The 16529-nt window shown below is 50.8% G+C and carries 14 protein-coding genes and 1 riboswitch; of the genes, 3 read left to right on the forward strand and 11 right to left on the reverse strand.

Annotated elements, in window-relative coordinates; all coding sequences use genetic code 11:
• Positions 1 to 245: 245 nt before the first annotated feature.
• Positions 246 to 1481 (reverse strand): PTS transporter subunit EIIC, encoded by a 1236-nt coding sequence (locus E0698_RS10970; RefSeq protein ID WP_192511560.1) that lies wholly within the window; start codon positions 1479 to 1481, stop codon positions 246 to 248.
• 506 nt (positions 1482 to 1987) lie between these two features.
• Between E0698_RS10970 and E0698_RS10975 the strand changes: the two genes are divergently transcribed.
• Complete coding sequence (locus E0698_RS10975) at positions 1988 to 3688, forward strand: methyl-accepting chemotaxis protein (RefSeq protein ID WP_192511561.1); 1701 nt, start codon at positions 1988 to 1990, stop codon at positions 3686 to 3688.
• A gap of 99 nt (positions 3689 to 3787) precedes the next feature.
• On the opposite strand, the gene E0698_RS10980 is transcribed toward E0698_RS10975, so the two are convergent.
• From E0698_RS10980 to cobD, 10 genes are all read right to left on the reverse strand, one after another.
• On the reverse strand, positions 3788 to 5404 hold the full coding sequence (locus E0698_RS10980; protein ID WP_192511562.1) for a cobyric acid synthase: 1617 nt from the start codon (positions 5402 to 5404) through the stop codon (positions 3788 to 3790).
• Positions 5405 to 5443: 39 nt separating this feature from the next.
• Positions 5444 to 6316, reverse strand: coding sequence for an adenosylcobinamide-GDP ribazoletransferase (gene cobS, locus E0698_RS10985; RefSeq protein ID WP_192511563.1), 873 nt, complete (start codon positions 6314 to 6316; stop codon positions 5444 to 5446).
• Entirely contained in the window at positions 6313 to 6933 is a 621-nt protein-coding gene (locus E0698_RS10990; protein ID WP_192511564.1) for a bifunctional adenosylcobinamide kinase/adenosylcobinamide-phosphate guanylyltransferase, read from the reverse strand. The genes cobS and E0698_RS10990 overlap by 4 nt, the downstream gene beginning before the upstream one ends.
• The gene (gene cobT, locus E0698_RS10995; protein ID WP_192511565.1) at positions 6930 to 8000 is read right to left on the reverse strand and encodes a nicotinate-nucleotide--dimethylbenzimidazole phosphoribosyltransferase; all 1071 of its coding nucleotides are present in this window, start codon (positions 7998 to 8000) and stop codon (positions 6930 to 6932) included. The genes E0698_RS10990 and cobT overlap by 4 nt, the downstream gene beginning before the upstream one ends.
• A 75-nt stretch (positions 8001 to 8075) precedes the next feature.
• Positions 8076 to 8942, reverse strand: a complete 867-nt coding sequence (locus E0698_RS11000; protein WP_192511566.1) for an ATP-binding cassette domain-containing protein — start codon at positions 8940 to 8942, stop codon at positions 8076 to 8078.
• Positions 8939 to 9985, reverse strand: coding sequence for a FecCD family ABC transporter permease (locus E0698_RS11005; RefSeq protein WP_192511567.1), 1047 nt, complete (start codon positions 9983 to 9985; stop codon positions 8939 to 8941). The genes E0698_RS11000 and E0698_RS11005 overlap by 4 nt, the downstream gene beginning before the upstream one ends.
• Positions 9982 to 10986, reverse strand: a complete 1005-nt coding sequence (locus E0698_RS11010; protein ID WP_192511568.1) for an ABC transporter substrate-binding protein — start codon at positions 10984 to 10986, stop codon at positions 9982 to 9984. The genes E0698_RS11005 and E0698_RS11010 overlap by 4 nt, the downstream gene beginning before the upstream one ends.
• Positions 10987 to 11193: 207 nt before the next feature.
• Positions 11194 to 11387: riboswitch (cobalamin riboswitch) on the reverse strand.
• A gap of 124 nt (positions 11388 to 11511) precedes the next feature.
• Complete coding sequence (locus E0698_RS11015) at positions 11512 to 12282, reverse strand: histidine phosphatase family protein (RefSeq protein ID WP_192511589.1); 771 nt, start codon at positions 12280 to 12282, stop codon at positions 11512 to 11514.
• A gap of 41 nt (positions 12283 to 12323) precedes the next feature.
• Positions 12324 to 13295 (reverse strand): adenosylcobinamide-phosphate synthase CbiB, encoded by a 972-nt coding sequence (gene cbiB / locus E0698_RS11020; protein ID WP_192511569.1) that lies wholly within the window; start codon positions 13293 to 13295, stop codon positions 12324 to 12326.
• The gene (gene cobD, locus E0698_RS11025) at positions 13285 to 14388 is read right to left on the reverse strand and encodes a threonine-phosphate decarboxylase CobD (protein ID WP_192511570.1); all 1104 of its coding nucleotides are present in this window, start codon (positions 14386 to 14388) and stop codon (positions 13285 to 13287) included. The genes cbiB and cobD overlap by 11 nt, the downstream gene beginning before the upstream one ends.
• 164 nt (positions 14389 to 14552) lie before the next feature.
• Between cobD and E0698_RS11030 the strand changes: the two genes are divergently transcribed.
• Positions 14553 to 15554: a lipoate--protein ligase gene (locus E0698_RS11030; protein ID WP_192511571.1), complete on the forward strand. Its 1002-nt coding sequence runs from the start codon at positions 14553 to 14555 to the stop codon at positions 15552 to 15554.
• 163 nt (positions 15555 to 15717) lie between these two features.
• Entirely contained in the window at positions 15718 to 16518 is an 801-nt protein-coding gene (locus tag E0698_RS11035) for a Cof-type HAD-IIB family hydrolase (RefSeq protein WP_192511572.1), read from the forward strand.
• Positions 16519 to 16529: the final 11 nt, after the last annotated feature.

Genomic DNA, 16529 nt, shown 5'->3' on the forward strand with positions numbered 1-16529 from the left:
CCTGATATGATCAGTAACAATCCGAATGTGCAGTTTTGAATAACTGTCATCATAGTATCATATTAGCACTGAGCTGACAAGATTTTTTTGTAAACACTTTCATAAGGTACCTGGGCGAGCGGCAACACCAAATCACTGACGTTAATCAGCATGATGGTGCTGCCGCGTGTCCGATTTTGAAGTTAGAAAACATGTTCGCCCAATGTGTGGAATGACACGTCCTGCGACGGTTTATTCGAAGTCACCTAGCTGTTTGCACTCTTTTCCACAACCAAGTCCGAAGCTGTGCTGATGCCAGATGCAGTTGCTCCTTTGGAGTGTTCCTCTTGTTCATCCGCAAAGCCCATGAAATACGTAATTATACCAGCCGTAACAAACGAAATGACCATCCCAAAAACGGCGTACACAAGCGTGGAGTCACTAAACAGCGGTAAAGTCATTAATCCGAATAAGCTCACGAGAGAAGTAATTGCCGTTTCAAACAGGCATACAAATGCCCCACCTATGGCCCCGCCGATCAGCGCAGCAAGAAACGGTTTTTTGAAACGTAAATTAACACCATACATGGCCGGTTCAATGATTCCCAGCATGGCTAACAAGCCTGTGGTTGCGGCCAGCGCCTTGACTTTGGAATTTTTGGATTTAATACATACGCCGAACGCCGCTCCCGCTTGAGCCATAACCGCCGACACCATGACAGGAGCAATATAATCATAGCCCGTCGCAGCAACGGATTCCAGCATATCGTTCACCAGCATATATTGCATGCCCGAAAAATGAAGCAAAGGTATAGTGCCTCCATACAGCAGACCCGCTAATACTTCCGAATTGAAGAAGAACAATGAAGAAAATTCTTCTGACAATGTATGAGTCAGGGCAGTCCACAGAGGACCAAAAACAAACAGCAATAAAGGCATGATAATGATGAGTGTCAACGTTGGGGCAACCAGTAGCTGAATGGAATAGCGATTTAATTTGCCCAATCCTTGCTCAATCTTCGCTGCAAGCCAAACGGCAATAAGGATCAGTATAAAGGAAGAAATATACTGGGGCTCCGCCACTGGTAAACTGGTCGAGCTGATCTCTTTAGCGGACTTCAGCACTTCCGTAAGGCTGGGAAAAAACGAGCATCCCCCGATGACTGCTGCAATAAATATGTTGCTGCCAAGCTTTTTGGCTGCGCTTACTGCCACCATAAAGGGTAAAAGATAAAATACTATTCCGCTAATGTACACTATAATTGTAAAAATTTTAAAATTAGAATCAATATCCAGATACAACAAGACAGAAGCTATCACCTGAATGATTCCCGCCCCGATCAGTGCCGGCAGGATTGAAGTAAATACGCCCGAAATAAAATCAAACAGTCGACTTATCGGATTTCCCTTTGTGACCGTTTTATCGCTACCGGAAGTGGGCTCCTGTTTGTCTTCTCCTCCAGTCTGCGAACTCATTTCTTTGGAAAGTAAATCCTGATTCATAAAAGCCTTTTCCCCTTTTTTATGTATATTGAAGGCCACATTCGTACTTATATATAACTGCTTACAGGAAGTACATGGAAGGTGACATTCCTTATACTACTTTCATTACTTCTTTTTTACAATAGTTTTAAAAGAAGGGATGAGATATTTATTTTCGTGCTCCATATAATCACTCCACCTAAACACCCAAGACCATAGATATATATTTTTTGTTTGTTTTTGGGCAAATATGACTATTCAACCGCCTGTTAATTATGTAAAATAGGTCTAACCTACTTTTTAGTAATTCATGGATTACTTCCCTTTCTTGTTCTTGCCCCTTGAATACAGCTGAAATATACATAGAATCCGAACATTTTCAGTTTTTTCTTCAAGCAGAAAAGGAAAATAAGTAGATCATGACTTGTCTAATGTCAAATTGGACAAGCGACCTACTTCAAGCAGGGAAATCTGTATATTTTCTTTTTAATACCAACTTGTCATCATCATGTGGGAGGAGATTTTTCATGCAGCGTTTTAACCGTTCCATTGGCGCAAGATTACGGATTATGATTTTATTGATTCTACTCTTCGCGTCCCTTCTGTTCAGTGTCAGTTTTTATGCAGTATCCATGAGTATCATTAATAACAGTGTCATTCCTCAGGTGGATCAAATGCTGGAAACCGGGGCCAAGAGTGTGTATCAGGATCTTAATATTTCTTTGGCAGTTCAGGCACAGCAAGGAAATGGTTCGGATTCCGGGTCTGGTATGCAGATGGAATCTTATCTTCAGGATAAGGTTAACACTCTTAAGCTTGAATCAGCATATATCGCAGTGGTGAAAGATGGTAAGGCCGAGGTTATCGCACGAAATGAAAAATCGTTATATAAGGTCAAGGATGCACTGGTTCCTGTGGAGGATATCAAAAAAGCAAAACAAGGCGAGATGAATGTTAGCGATATTTACAGCGATTCATACGGAGTACACAAAACCGCCTTCTTTGCCATATCGGGCAGTAACCTGGTCCTGGGTGTGAACGAGGACGTTGGCTTTGTGCAGGACAAATTCCAACAAATTTTATGGATTTGCATAGGTATTACAATTGCAACGCTCCTGCTGGGTGGAATTATTTCTACCATTGTCGTGCGCAAGGTTGTAGAGCCCATTGCAGAACTGGTTCGTCATAGTGAAAAAATTGCTCAAGGTGACCTGTCACAAGAACCGAAGGTTATCGGTAACAACGAAATTGCACAACTTGCCCGCAGCTTCCAATCCATGTCCCATAATCTGAAAGAAATGATCGGCCATGTGCTTTCCACATCCGGTGCAGTTGTAAAAGGCTCGGACGAGCTGCTTCGCCGGACTGAAGCGATGGGGGGAAAAGTACAGGACTCTACTGTTGCCGCAGAGGAAGTGGCAAAGGGCAGTACCAGCATAGCTTCTGCTGCTGCTGAAAATGCACAGGCTATGGAGGAAATCGCACAAGGCGTCCAGCATATTGCCTCCTCTGCCAATGATGTATCCGATCAGATCAGTGAAGCAACCGAAGAAACAGTGAATGGTAATACGCTCGCTCAAAATGCCGTAGCCCAAATGTCGCAGGTAGGACAGGCTGCCGATGAGTCGCTTCGATACATCCATAGTATGAATGAGCGCTCCGAGGCCATCGGAAGCATCGTTTCGGCTATTTTTGACATTACAAAACAGATTCAAATGTTGTCCCTGAATGCCTCCATTGAGGCTGCTCGTGCAGGTGAACATGGACGCGGCTTCGCCGTTGTAGCCGGAGAGGTTCGCAAGCTAGCCGAGCAGTCAAAAGAAGCGACACAGCAAATTTCCGATTATCTGGTAACCATTCAGGAAGTATCGCAACAGTCCGTTGACTCTGTGACCCGGGTCAGCCGTGAAATTCATTCGGGAACGGAAATGGTGCAGCAAGCGAGTACAGCCTTTAATCAGCTAAGCCAGCTCATGCAAACGATCAATGCAACGATTCAGACGGTATCCGCAGCAACAGAGCAGGTATCCGCCAGCTCAGAGCAGGTATCGGCATCCGTGGAGGAGACAGCTCTCATCGCTGCCAATGCCCAGCATATGATTCAGGAAATCGGTTTTAATGCCGATGAGCAACTGAATGAAATGGAAGGCCACAGCGAGGTCGTACGGCAATTAAGCAAGCAAGCGACCGAACTGCAAAAAGCCGTACAAAAATTCAAAATCAACTAAGATGAACTACAAGGAAAGAGGTATCTCTCGGCCACGATCACGGCTGTGGAGATACCTCTTTATTTTTAAAAGCGTATTTTATACGATCATCTATAAAGGTTAAGAGTCCATCCCCATAATGCGGTAGATTCGGTCCATGTCCAAATGGGCCCGTACCACCTCTGCAACACGGTCAAACTCACGTTCCTTGGCTTCACGTACGGTAAAGGTGCTGTCCGTCGCTGCCAAACCCTTGGCTTGTCTCAATCCATCCAACCAGGAACGACGAAAACGATCATTATCAAACACCCCATGCAAATAGGTACCCCATACTTTACCATCCGCTGTTCCCCAACCCTCCTCAAAGGTGGTTCCCTCGCCGCGACGAATATGGAATAATGTGTGCATTGGGTTCATTTCCTCGGCACTATCTGTAGGCGCGTGTGGTTCCGTAACACATTCCGTAACGCCCATATGTATCTCATAGCCTTCAATCATCGTCGCGGGAGCAGAATCCGAATCGGGCGCAATTAGCAACAATGGGCAGTGATTAGACAAGGTTCCCTGTACGCGTACCGTTTGCTTTTCCTTTAAAAAGGTCGTGGATAGAGCCAGCCAACCTAACCCTTCTGCCTGCTGCGACAACCCAGATTCGACCGCTTCGGGATCAAACAAGGCTGTGCCGAGCATCTGATAACCTCCACAAATGCCAACTAACTGCGTGCGTCCCGTAGTCATAGCCTCCCGAATGTCCTGCTCCAGACCTCTTGTTCGCAATTCAAGCAGATCGCCAATCGTGTCCTTCGTCCCCGGTAAAATAATAGCGTCAGGTACACCTAGTTCTCCGGCCTCCGTGACATAACGTACACTCACATCCGGCTCTGCGGCCAAAGCATCCGTGTCTGTAAAATTGGAAATACGCGGATAGCGAATGACCGCAATGTCCAGCGCTTTATCCTTTGCAGACAGCTTAGGCTTCTTGTCCAGCACCACAGAATCCTCTGCCTCAATGCGGATATCCGGTAGATAGGGCAGCACGCCGAGTACAGGAATACCGGTTCGTTCCTCCAGCCAGTCCAGTCCCGGCTGAAGCAGGGACAGATCCCCTCTGAACTTGTTAATGACAAATCCACGGATACGCTGCACCTCATGCGGCTCCAGCAGCTCAATCGTTCCTACCAGAGAAGCGAAAACACCGCCCCGGTCGATATCCGAAATAAGCAGCACTGGAGCGTCCGCCCAGCCCGCAAGATTCATATTTACAATATCGCGGTCCTTTAAATTAATCTCTGCCGGGCTGCCTGCCCCTTCCATAAGCACAATGTCATAGGTATCACGCAGCCGATTCAGCGCGTCCATGACCGTCTGCTTGGCTTGCGGCAAAAATTCCTTTCGGTAATCGGAAGCACTCATATATGCATAAGGTACACCGTGAACAACAATTTGTGAATGCATATCCTTGACCGGCTTGATCAAAATTGGGTTCATGTCGGTCGTTGCTTCAATACCGCAGGCTTCTGCCTGCACACCCTGAGCGCGTCCAATTTCTTTGCCGTCCTCGGTGACATAAGAATTTAGCGCCATATTTTGTGACTTGAACGGTGCGGGACGATAGCCATCCTGCGTGAATATACGGCACAGTGCAGTGGTCACCACGCTTTTGCCCACATCCGATGCTGTGCCCTGAAGCATAAGCACTGCTGCGGGATTCCTGCGGGACGGTTCGAAAGTTGACAATTGCCTCTTCCCCTTTTACCAATTCATTTAAAAATCTGCTTACAGTCCGCACAAAATCACAATAAACAGCAATAGAACAGTCTCCAACAATTCGTTCAGGGCTCCGTAAATATCCCCTGTCAGTCCACCCAAACGGCGGTTAATACGGCTTGCTGTGAAGCTTCCAACACCATTGGCCAGCAGCGGCAGCAGCAAAAAGCCTGTCCAAATGGCTAATTCGCCCGGATGGGAAAAGATTGACTGCCCATACGCTGTAAAAGATGTATTGTCCATGTCCATGCCGCCTGTTCCTGTGAACCATCCGGCAATGATACATTGCCCTGCTGCGGCACCCAACGTGATGAGTACAGCCCAAAACACAGCCAATCCGGCACGTCTGCTACTCATATCAGCAAAACGCGCCGCCAGTCCATCATCATTACGAGCTTTCGGCCAGCGCTTCATCGCGCTTACCATAAACCAGCGGCTCCAAACCATCGGAAGCAGCAATAAACCGGACAGATCCCGTTCAGCCAGCACCGTATACAGCAAAGAAGCCTTAAGCATAAGCAACAACACACAAGCAATGACGCCCATCGCTCCTACACGGCTATCCTTCATAATCTCCAGCATCCGTTCACGGGAACGGTAGCTGAACAAAGCATCAGCCGCATCCATCCAGCCGTCCAGGTGCAGCCCGCCCGTGAGCCACACCCAAACGGCAAGAGTAAGAACTGCACATGGCAACGGTGGCAATACCAGAGAGGCAAGCGCTGCAAAGCACCATACGATGAGGCCGATGACCATCCCTACCAACGGATAATAGCTTGCACTACGTTTCAGCAACTCTGGCGAAAAATCCAGCTCTGCCTTAACTGGAAGACGGGACAAAAATTGAAAAGCAGCCGCAATCGCCTGACGTTCGCCGCTCATAGCTTGTATTCCAACTGTTTTAGTTCTACGGGAATGCCAGCCGTCACCAGAAATACCTCATCACAAAGGCGGGCGATCCGCTGATTCATCATCCCGCTTAAATCCCGATACAGCCGTCCAAGCGGATACTCGGGTACAATGCCGTCACCGACCTCATTGGTCACGATGACGAGCGGCCCCGGATACTGCTCCACGGCTGTCGCCAGATCATCCATGGCGGCTCGGGCCGCAGCTTCGCCGTCCTCATCTGCGGCCAACAGCACGTTCGACAGCCAGAGGGTCAGGCAATCGACCAGCACCATGGGTGCAGGCGATGGCTGCGGTACCTGGCTGACATGCAGGTCGGCAGGATTGCTGCCTTGCGCAGCCAGCCGTGGCTCTACGCCGCTGCCCAGGCGTCGCAGCAGCTCCGGCAGCGCCTGCGCTTCCTCCAGCGTCTGCCAGTCATACCCGGCAGACTCGCGCTGGAGCCGATGAAGGGCGATACGCTCCTTCATCTCTACGTCATAGGCTTGCGCCGTTGCAATGTAGCAGGCGCGCGGGGCGCGCGACATGCACAATCGCTCGGCAAAGCCGCTTTTACCGCTGCGTGCACCGCCGGTCACGAGCGCCTTCATCGCTGCGCGGCTCCCTGACCGTCCGATACGCCTGCATCGGCAAAGGTCGCCATTTCGCGCATAATGCGGCACGCCGCATCAATCAGGTGCAGGCTAAGCGCACCACCTGTGCCCTCCCCGAGCCGCATGTCCAGATGAAGCATCGGCTCCAGCTTAAGCTCGCGGAGCACCGCCGCGTGCCCGCGCTCGTCCGAGGCGTGCGAAGCGAGCATGTACGCTGCGCTTGCAGGCGCAAGTGTACGCGCAGCGAGCGCAGCTGCGCCGGAGATAAAGCCGTCCAGCACGACTGGACAGCGATGAGCGGCTGCGCCGAGGATGACGCCTGCTAATGCGGCAATCTCCAGGCCGCCGACCTTGGTCAGTACGTCAAGGGCGTCGTTTCCGTCAGGCTGGTTCACGTCCAATGCGCGGCAGACGACCGCTATTTTACGGGTCAGCCCAGCCGAATCCACACCCGTGCCCCGGCCGACGATCATTTCTGGCTCCAGCCCGGTAAGAGCACATACGACCGCAGCGCTGGCCGTCGTATTTCCAATGCCCAGCTCTCCGGTTACGAATAATCGTGTGCCGTCTTTGACTGCTTCCGCCACTGCTTCAGCTCCAGCCAAAATCGCTTGCTCGGCTTCCGTACGCAGCATCGCCGGCCCCTTCGCCATGTTCGCGGTCCCCATACGCACCTTACGGTTCACCAAATCCGCGTGAGCGACATCTGCATTCACACCCACGTCTACCACCTTGACATCTGCACCTGCATGACGTGCAAGCACATTAATGGCCGCGCCGCCGGACAGCATGTTATACAGCATTTGCTGTGTAACCTCTGCCGGGAAGGCGCTGACCCCCTCTTCACATACACCATGATCCGCTGCCATGACTATAACCGTTTTGCGGTTAAACTCAGGCTTGTCCACCCCCGTAATGCCTGCCAACTGTATAGCCAGACTTTCCAGCTTTCCAAGACTCCCCGGTGGCTTCGTTAATTGGTCCAAATGCTCCGAGGCCGCCAAGGCTGCCGCCCCGTCCGGCTGTGCAATGCTGGCGATCAACTGCTGTAATTTTCCGTTCATGCCCTCCACTCCCTGCTCCCTATATGTGTTTAGCGATCTCATCATAAATTCTGTTTCTTCAATACTTTACTCAAATTACTCCAGTCGTTCGCCCCGACCAGTTGCATCCCGTGCACTTCTTCGCAGTAAAAGCTGCGGCACACCACTATCCGGATGAGGCAACATTACAGGCTCAACACCATATACATGGCGAATCCGCTCCTCTGTTAACAGCTCTGATGAAGCTCCTAACCCCTCAACCATTCCGTCCTTGAGCACAAGCAAGTCATCACAAAACTGGGCAGTCAAATTGAGATCATGCAGGACAGAGATAATCGTCACGCCCGTTTCCCGCCGCCATTCCGCCAGCAGCTCCATAAATTCAAGCTGATAGCGCAGATCCAGATAGGTTGTAGGCTCATCCAGCAGCAAAATCTGTGGCTCCTGCACCATCACCTTCGCCAAAGCCACGCGCTGCCGCTGTCCCCCGCTCAAACGGTCTAACGACCTGTCCGCCAAGTTGGTAAGATCCAGCCTCTCCAGCACACGATCCGTAATGATTCCCGGGTCAATCCCTTTTTCCTTATCCACCTTTTCTCTACCAAACCAGTCCTGATGGGGAAAGCGTCCCATTTCCACGACTTCCCTTACCGTGTAACCCACCGGGGGGAGCCCCTCCTGTTGGAGCACAGCTACAAGACGGGAAAGCTCTTTTCTGCCATAGCTACTGACCTTTTTACCATATACAAGAACGTTTCCCGAAGTCGCGTGATCCACACCGGAAAGCAGATGCAGCAACGTCGACTTTCCACTCCCGTTCGGGCCGATGATGCCCCACCAATCTCCTTCATCCACGCTCCAGCTTATATTTTTTAACGCATGGAATTCCCCAAAATCACGAGTCAGACTGGCAATCTCCAACGCTCGGACTCGCGATGCCTGTGGTCCACTTGGTTCCTTCACAGCAATCCCCCCCTGCGCAGCTTCTTGTTCCGGTACAGGAGATATGCGAAGAACGGTGCACCGACAAAGGCGGTCATAACACCAAGTGGAATTTCGGTCGGAGCCAGTAGCGTACGTGCCGCAGTATCGGCCCAAGCCATGAAAATAGCCCCGCCCAGCGCGGATAACGGAACGATCATCCGATAGTCGGGGCCCGTCACCAAACGGATGATATGCGGTACAACGAGTCCCACAAAGCCAATCACTCCGCATACCGAGACAGCCGCAGCCGTCAGCAGCGTGGATATGATCAGAACGGATAGCTTCGTTGCATCTACATTAACCCCCATATGAGCTGCCTGACGTTCACCCAAAGCCAGAATGTTCAGCACTCGTGCCCGGTTCCACAGAAACACCAGCCCAATGACCACATAAGGCAAAAGGATGCCTGTATACGACCAGCCGCGCAGACTAAGGCTCCCCATTGTCCAGTACAATATTTCGTTGACCGTCTCCTTCGACATGGCTGTCAGAAAAGAAACAACCGCACCCAGAAAAGATTGCATCACCACGCCCGATAAAATAAGGCTTTGCGTCGGAATTTTTCCCCCTTCCCGCGCCAACGTCAGCACCATCCACAACGTCAGCATTCCGGTCGTAAATGCCACCAGCGGCAGTGTCCATACGCCTACAAACGAAAATTGAAGCCCCCAATAAATCAGCACTGCTGCCCCTACCGAAGCACCCGAGGATACCCCCAGCGTGTACGGATCAGCCAGCGGATTGCGCAGCACACCTTGAAATCCGGCTCCCGCCAGCGCAAGCGCTGCGCCTACCAGCATTCCCAGTAAGACACGCGGCAGTCTGATCTTCAAAATAATCTGCTCTGTGGATGGATTCCAATCCGGTGTAAACGTCTCACCTAACCACGGCAGATGGTTGACCAGAATACCCGTGATCTGGCTGACGGGAAGCTTGGCCGAGCCGATGCCGAGACAGAGCAACAGCGTCAGCAGCAATAAGGCAAGACCTGCCCCTCCAAAGCCGATCAGTCTACGACTCATTTGAAAATTTCAGGATACACGCCCTTGGCCACTTCCTTGAGACCTTCCGTTACACGCGGACCCGGACGACTGATCAGATTATCATCCACGGCAAACACCCGGTTTTGACGAACAGCCGATATTTGATCCCATCCACTACGGGCTTTGATAATATCGCCGAGCGTCTGGCCTGTTTTGTCGTCCTTGACATTTTTGCTGTATAATATTACGTCCGGATTCGCCGCTATAATATTTTCCTCACTGATCTGGTACCAGCCCTTTTGGGTTGCAGCGACATTTTCCCCGCCCGCCAAAGAAATCAGCTCATCCATAAACTCTCCCTTGCCAACCGTCCAGCCGGGTGAAAATTCGACGTATACTCTCAGCTTCTGCCCTTTGCCGATATTTTTAACACCGTCTTTCACTTCCGCAACATCTGCTCTCATCTTGTCGGTTACCGCTCTCGCTTCTTTCTGATGATCGGTAATTTTCCCATATAGTTCGATGTTAGCCATGACATCTTCAACCGTTTTCGGCTCCGTTTTAAAAATCATAATTCCCATGTCACGCAGCTTGGTTGTCGCCTGCTCACTGAGTGATATCCCTGCAAAAACGACTTCCGGATTCGCAGCAATGATCGCCTCTTCATTCGGCTTCATAATACCGCCCACTTTGGGCTTCTTTTTAGCCGCTTCCGGGTAATCCGAATAGTCGGATACGCCGACAATTTCCTTATCCAGTCCGATGGCGAACAGCGCCTCGGTTTCAGCCGGGGAGACGGAAACGATTTTGTCCGGCGCTTTTTTGAACGTAAATTCCTGTCCGGTCGCATCCTTAATGGTCAGCGGGTAGACCGTTTTGCCCGGAGGCTCCTGAGCGGTTGCCGTCTGTCCCGGTTGCTGTGAGGCTTGATCCCCTTTATTTTCAGCGTTCTTTCCGTTAGCTCCACATGCACTCAGCACAACCGCCAAGACCAGAGCCAATAAGCCTGTAGTCCAGACCTTTATTCTATTCCCTGCCATGATTTACACCCCTCCATATAAATTCTTTTAAGAGCGTCACTTGAACATCATCCGATATCTGCTAAATCCAGCCTTCTTTTCCTTTCAAAAAACCCCTGCATCCTCAGATAAGGACACAGGGGTCACGTTAGCGCAGATCGTACGCAGGCGGCAGTTTCTTCCGCATGGACAGTCACTGCGAACACGTCATCCTTTCCTCGAAGGACTATGGTGACAGGCGGACGGGCAGGTATCCTGACTTACAGAAACATGCGACAGCCTACTGCTGCTTTATATGCTTTGTGGCACATAAAGCAGAGCGGGCTGGCATTTTTCCATTTACAGTGGCGGGACCGCGCCGGATTCACACCGGCTTCCCTTTTAACAGCGCACCGGAAAGAACCCGAGGGTTTCATCCCGCTGCACCGACCTCGTCTGCTGGATATTTGATGTAGTGTTGGTCAAGCCGTTCTTTTACTTGATGATTATAGGTTAAAAAAGACTGGCTTACAACCCAAACCGCCTGTTCACCTGCCCCTATCTGACCTAAAAAGAAAACACCTCTCCTATCCACTGGTGTCGTTCTCCCAGCCTCAACCGAATCGTAATTGCCGCTCCTGGCTTCGGATTCAGACTCCAAAAATCATGACCCGGTACCAGCATACAAGCCAACTGACGAATCACTCCACCATGCGTGACGACCAGAACAGAAGGTGGGGCATCAGGCATGCCTGTTTTCTGAACATCCATCATTTTACGCCACTCATACAAAGAGTCTAGGAATTCATCGAGGCGGTTCACAAAGTCTGCCCAAGGCTCTCCCCCCGGCGGCGTAATTCGCTGCGGCTCATCAATCCACGCTCGATACAACGCCACATCCTTGAGCATATCATACGTTTTTCCATCCCATTCCCCAAAATGAAGCTCTCTCAGACGTGGTTCCATGATGGCAGACCTAGCGGAACTATTAGATAGGAAACGTTCAGACTCCCATTTGGATGTCAGCTCCAACCGTGATTCCGGTTTCAATTCGAAGGGGGTTCCCTCTCCAAGCTCTGGTCCCAGTTCCGATTTCGGCAAAATGATCTGCAAGGTCTGACGACAACGTATCAAGTCACTGCAATAGATTCGGGCAAAGGAATGCCTCTGTAATTTTTCCCGCAAAGGCTCTAATTCTTGCTCTGCTCCCGGTAGCAATCCCAGATCGGAGTGCCCCAGGTATCGACGTTCCCTGTTCCATAAGGTTGTGCCGTGCCGCACCAGCACAAGTTCCAAGTCCCACTGCTGATGTTCTGTAAAATAATGCTTCAAGGTCATATCGCTTCCTGCTCTATTGGCAGCATTCGGTGTGTCACGCTTCACTGTATCCACCCCAGTGCATAGCATCCGGCGGACACGAACAGACACAATCCCGCAAACATGCTGGACACGGCAAACATCAGCCGGATCGTATGCCGGATATCATCCGGCTCCATCGGTCGCACCAGCTCTCCCATATATGCGCGAAAGGAGCGCACGCTATGATATACATTATAGCCTCCGAGGCGAATCCCCAGTGCACCCGCAACTGCTGATTCCGGAAAGCCGCTGTTTGGACTGGGATGCAGCCGCGCATCTCGCCTTACCATACGCCAGCTACGTCCAGCATCATGCCCATAAACCCACGCTGTTACTACCAGCATACCCGCTGTCAGGCGTGCCGGAATGTAATTAGCGACATCATCCAGACGTGCCGAGGCCCAGCCCAAATGCAGATACTTTTCATTTTTGTAGCCAACCATGGAATCGAGGGTATTCACGGCACGATAAGCCAGCGCTAATGGTGCTCCCCCAATCAGAGCATAAAAAAGCGGGGAAATAATCGCGTCCACGATGTTTTCAGCCACCGTTTCGACGGTACCGCGCACAATCTCAGACTCATCGAGCTGCTGCGTATCCCGCCCGACGATCATTCCCAGCTCCCGGCGTGCCGCAGGCAGATCACCCGCCTTTAATTCGCGATACACTGCCAGTCCGGCGTCCTTTAGTCCTTTGGAAGCAATCGTGGTGGCGATCAGCACTATTTCCGCGCCGACAGACAGCCACGGATGAATCCAGGCAAGCAAGCGCAGTAACGTCCAGCCAAGCGCGAAGGAGCTGCCCACCACAATCAGTGGCAGCAGCAAGCCAGCGCGTTTCAAACCACGGTCACTGTGAACCCGGCGGCGAATCGCCTTTTCCAAGGCAGAAATGGCATGTCCCATGCCGATGACCGGATGTGGCAACCACCTCGGATCGCCGATCAGCCTGTCCAGAAGATATGCAGCCATCATGATCAAGCTAACTGTCACGCCGCCGTTCCTCCTCCAGCACTTCACCCAATACAGACAGTAGCATGCCGTTGGCTTCCGTGTCCTTGACTGCAATTCGAAAATGGCTCGTCGTTAGCCCCGGGTACATGGCACAACTACGTATAAGAATCCCGCGCTGTCCAAGCGCCTGTTGAATGGCCGATGCGCTCCACGTCCCCGGCGCCCGTGCCAGCACGTAATTCGCTTCACCGGGGATGACACCGCAACCCCATTCCGCCAAAGCGGTCAGCAGACGGCTACGCTCCGTAGCAATCAGCTCCTGCGTGCGGCGCTCGTACGCCTCACCGCTCCGCAAACACGCCTCTCCGGCCAGCAACGCCAGTCCGTTCACGCTCCAGGTCACCTGCTTGGCCGTCATTCGCCGGATGTAGTCCGGATGAGCAATCGCATAGCCCAAGCGCAAGCCCGGAATCGCATAAAATTTCGTCATCGACCGGATCAAAATCACATGGGGATACCGATCCAGCACAGGCAATAGTGAAATTTGCCGCTCCTGCGGGATAAAATCAATAAACGCTTCATCCACCACCAGCACGGTGTCCGTTTTCCCCGCCGTCTCTGCCAGCTCGCGCAGCTCCTGATCGCCGTATTGCACACCGTTCGGATTATTCGGCTGACCGAGAAACAGAACATCCACCTGCTCCATGAGCTGGATTATGTCTTTCACGTCCGCCTTCCATTGAAGCGAGGCCTTGCCGTACACCCTGCTTACCTCGGCTCCAAATTTGCCTGCCAGCTCGGCATATTCCGAAAAGCACGGCTCCACCGTGCCCACACGCTTGGGAGCCAGTCCCAGTAACAGCAACGCCATGCTCTCAGCCGCACCGTTTCCGATACTCAGCGACTCTGGTGGAACATGAAGTCGCCGCGCCAGCATATTTTTAAAATTCCGGTGTCCGGGGTCTGGATAGCGAACCACAGTGTCCAACGCGCTTTGCAGCACCTCAAGCACCTCCGGTGGCGGACCCAGCGGATTAATGTTCGCGCTAAAATCCACAAAATCCGCAGCCGCCCCGCCGAATGTCGCCGCAGCCGTCTCCCTGTCCCCGCCGTGACCGTAAACCTCTATCATTGCTTATCATCCTTTCCGGCCGTTCCGAATCATTTAGCTCCATTATGGGGCTGCTTTTCGCGTCCCGTCAATGCAAATGAGCTTTTGTGTACATCGCTCACTTGGGTTACAATAGAAGGAGGTACACATAAAACTACACAGTTTATATATACGGAGGAATGGACATGCTGTTCATCGACAACCAGGGCATACACGATCCAGCCATTAATCTTGCCATTGAGGAGTACGCGCTCAAGCATCTTCCGCTGGACGACAGCTATCTGCTGTTTTACATTAATCAGCCTTCTATTATTATAGGCAAGCATCAAAATACCATTGAAGAAATCAACGCCGAGTTTGTCAGAGATAACAACATTCAAGTCGTTCGTCGCCTGTCTGGCGGCGGGGCTGTATATCATGACCTCGGTAATTTAAATTTCAGCTTCATTACCAAGGATAACGGGGAGTCCTTTCATAATTTCCTCAAATTCACACAGCCTGTCATTGACGCCCTGCGCCAAATGGGTGTGGAAGCCGAAATGACCGGACGCAACGATCTTCAGGTTGGTGAGCGCAAAATTTCAGGGAACGCCCAATTTGCCACGCGCGGACGCATGTTCAGCCACGGTACATTGATGTTTAACCTGAACCTGGACAATGTGGCCGCATCACTGCATGCCAATCCCGAAAAGTTTAAATCCAAAAGTACTAAATCTGTCCGTAGCCGCGTCGCTAACATCAGCGAGCTGATGGACCGTGAGATGACCATTGAGCAATTCCGCGAGGAGCTGCTGCGTTACATATTCGATGCAGAGCTGGATCAGGTACCCCAATATAAGCTAACCGATGCCGACTGGGACAAAATCCATGAAATTTCTGCTGAACGCTACCAATCGTGGGACTGGAACTACGGTCAATCCCCTGAAAGCAATATCAAGCACACACGTAAATTTCCGGTCGGCATTATTGATATCCGCATGGATCTCAAGGAAGGCCACATCCGTGATATTAAAATCTACGGCGATTTCTTCGGTGTGGGTGACGTCGCTGATATTGAAAATATTCTGCGCGGCAAACGCTACGATGAAAATGAGGTTCGTCAAGCCTTGTCCTCTCTTGATTTGAAGCATTATTTCGGAAATATTGAGCTGGACGATTTTGTAGGACTCGTATTTTTGGAAGACTAACAGCCACTTTTCCCCATTGATTCAATCTAATTCTTCAGTGGTTATAAGGGGACAGGCTCTTAAGGGAGTCGTCCCCTTTTCATTGTGATATTGTCATTTTGAATATTATAAGATACAATTTGAACATTGCCCCATGATAGAGATAAAAGGAGAGAATACCGATATGTATAAATTAATTGCCATTGATATTGATGATACACTCATTAACGACCAGAAAGAAGTTACTCCTGCAACGCAACTGGCGCTTGAAGCCGCTGTAGCCAAAGGTGTCGTGGTTACACTTGCAACTGGACGTGCTTATGCATCTGCCAAACAACTCGCCCGCCAAACTGGCTTGAACGTACCGATTATTACGTACCAAGGTGCCTTGATTAAAAACCTGCTGGACGAAAACGTGTTGTATGAGCGTTATGTTCCACTTGTGGCCGCACGTCGCCTGTATGAATTCTGCGCGGAACGCAATCTGCATCTGCAAACGTATATAGATGATAAATTGTACACACGTGAAGATAATCAGAAAATCAAAGATTACACCGCGCTAAACAATACGGAATATTTTGTAGAGCCTGTATTCAGCAAATTGGTAGAACTTCCTACGCCTAAAATGCTGATTATTGACGAGCCGGAAGTGCTGGACAAATTGATTCCAGAACTGCGCGAGCTGCTTGGTGATGAAGTGCATATTACCAAATCCAAGCCTCATTTTCTGGAAATCATGCATCATGAAGGCACCAAGGGTCACGCTCTTACGTTCCTTGCTAACCATTACGGCTGTGATCTGTCCGAAACGATTGCAATCGGCGACTCCTGGAATGATCACGAAATGCTCGAATGCGCGGGTCTCGGCATAGCGATGGAGAATGCCATTCCTGATTTGAAAAAGCTGGCTGATTACATCACTAGCAGCAATAACGAAGACGGCGTTAAGCACGCCATCGACAAATTCGTGCTGAATGCTGAATAATTTGTGCTAAT

The sequence above is a fragment of the Paenibacillus sp. 23TSA30-6 genome, from assembly GCF_014858585.1.
GTDB lineage: Bacteria > Bacillota > Bacilli > Paenibacillales > Paenibacillaceae > Paenibacillus.

Coding starts and splice junctions, on each gene's coding strand:
- E0698_RS10970 (WP_192511560.1), bottom strand. CDS start 1,481: ATGAATCAGGATTTACTTTCCAAAGAAATGAGTTCGCAGACTGGAGGA.
- E0698_RS10975 (WP_192511561.1), top strand. CDS start 1,988: ATGCAGCGTTTTAACCGTTCCATTGGCGCAAGATTACGGATTATGATT.
- cobS (WP_192511563.1), bottom strand. CDS start 6,316: ATGAGCGGCGAACGTCAGGCGATTGCGGCTGCTTTTCAATTTTTGTCC.
- E0698_RS10990 (WP_192511564.1), bottom strand. CDS start 6,933: ATGAAGGCGCTCGTGACCGGCGGTGCACGCAGCGGTAAAAGCGGCTTT.
- cobT (WP_192511565.1), bottom strand. CDS start 8,000: ATGAACGGAAAATTACAGCAGTTGATCGCCAGCATTGCACAGCCGGAC.
- E0698_RS11005 (WP_192511567.1), bottom strand. CDS start 9,985: ATGAGTCGTAGACTGATCGGCTTTGGAGGGGCAGGTCTTGCCTTATTG.
- E0698_RS11010 (WP_192511568.1), bottom strand. CDS start 10,986: ATGGCAGGGAATAGAATAAAGGTCTGGACTACAGGCTTATTGGCTCTG.
- E0698_RS11015 (WP_192511589.1), bottom strand. CDS start 12,282: ATGACCTTGAAGCATTATTTTACAGAACATCAGCAGTGGGACTTGGAA.
- cobD (WP_192511570.1), bottom strand. CDS start 14,388: ATGATAGAGGTTTACGGTCACGGCGGGGACAGGGAGACGGCTGCGGCG.
- E0698_RS11030 (WP_192511571.1), top strand. CDS start 14,553: ATGCTGTTCATCGACAACCAGGGCATACACGATCCAGCCATTAATCTT.
- E0698_RS11035 (WP_192511572.1), top strand. CDS start 15,718: ATGTATAAATTAATTGCCATTGATATTGATGATACACTCATTAACGAC.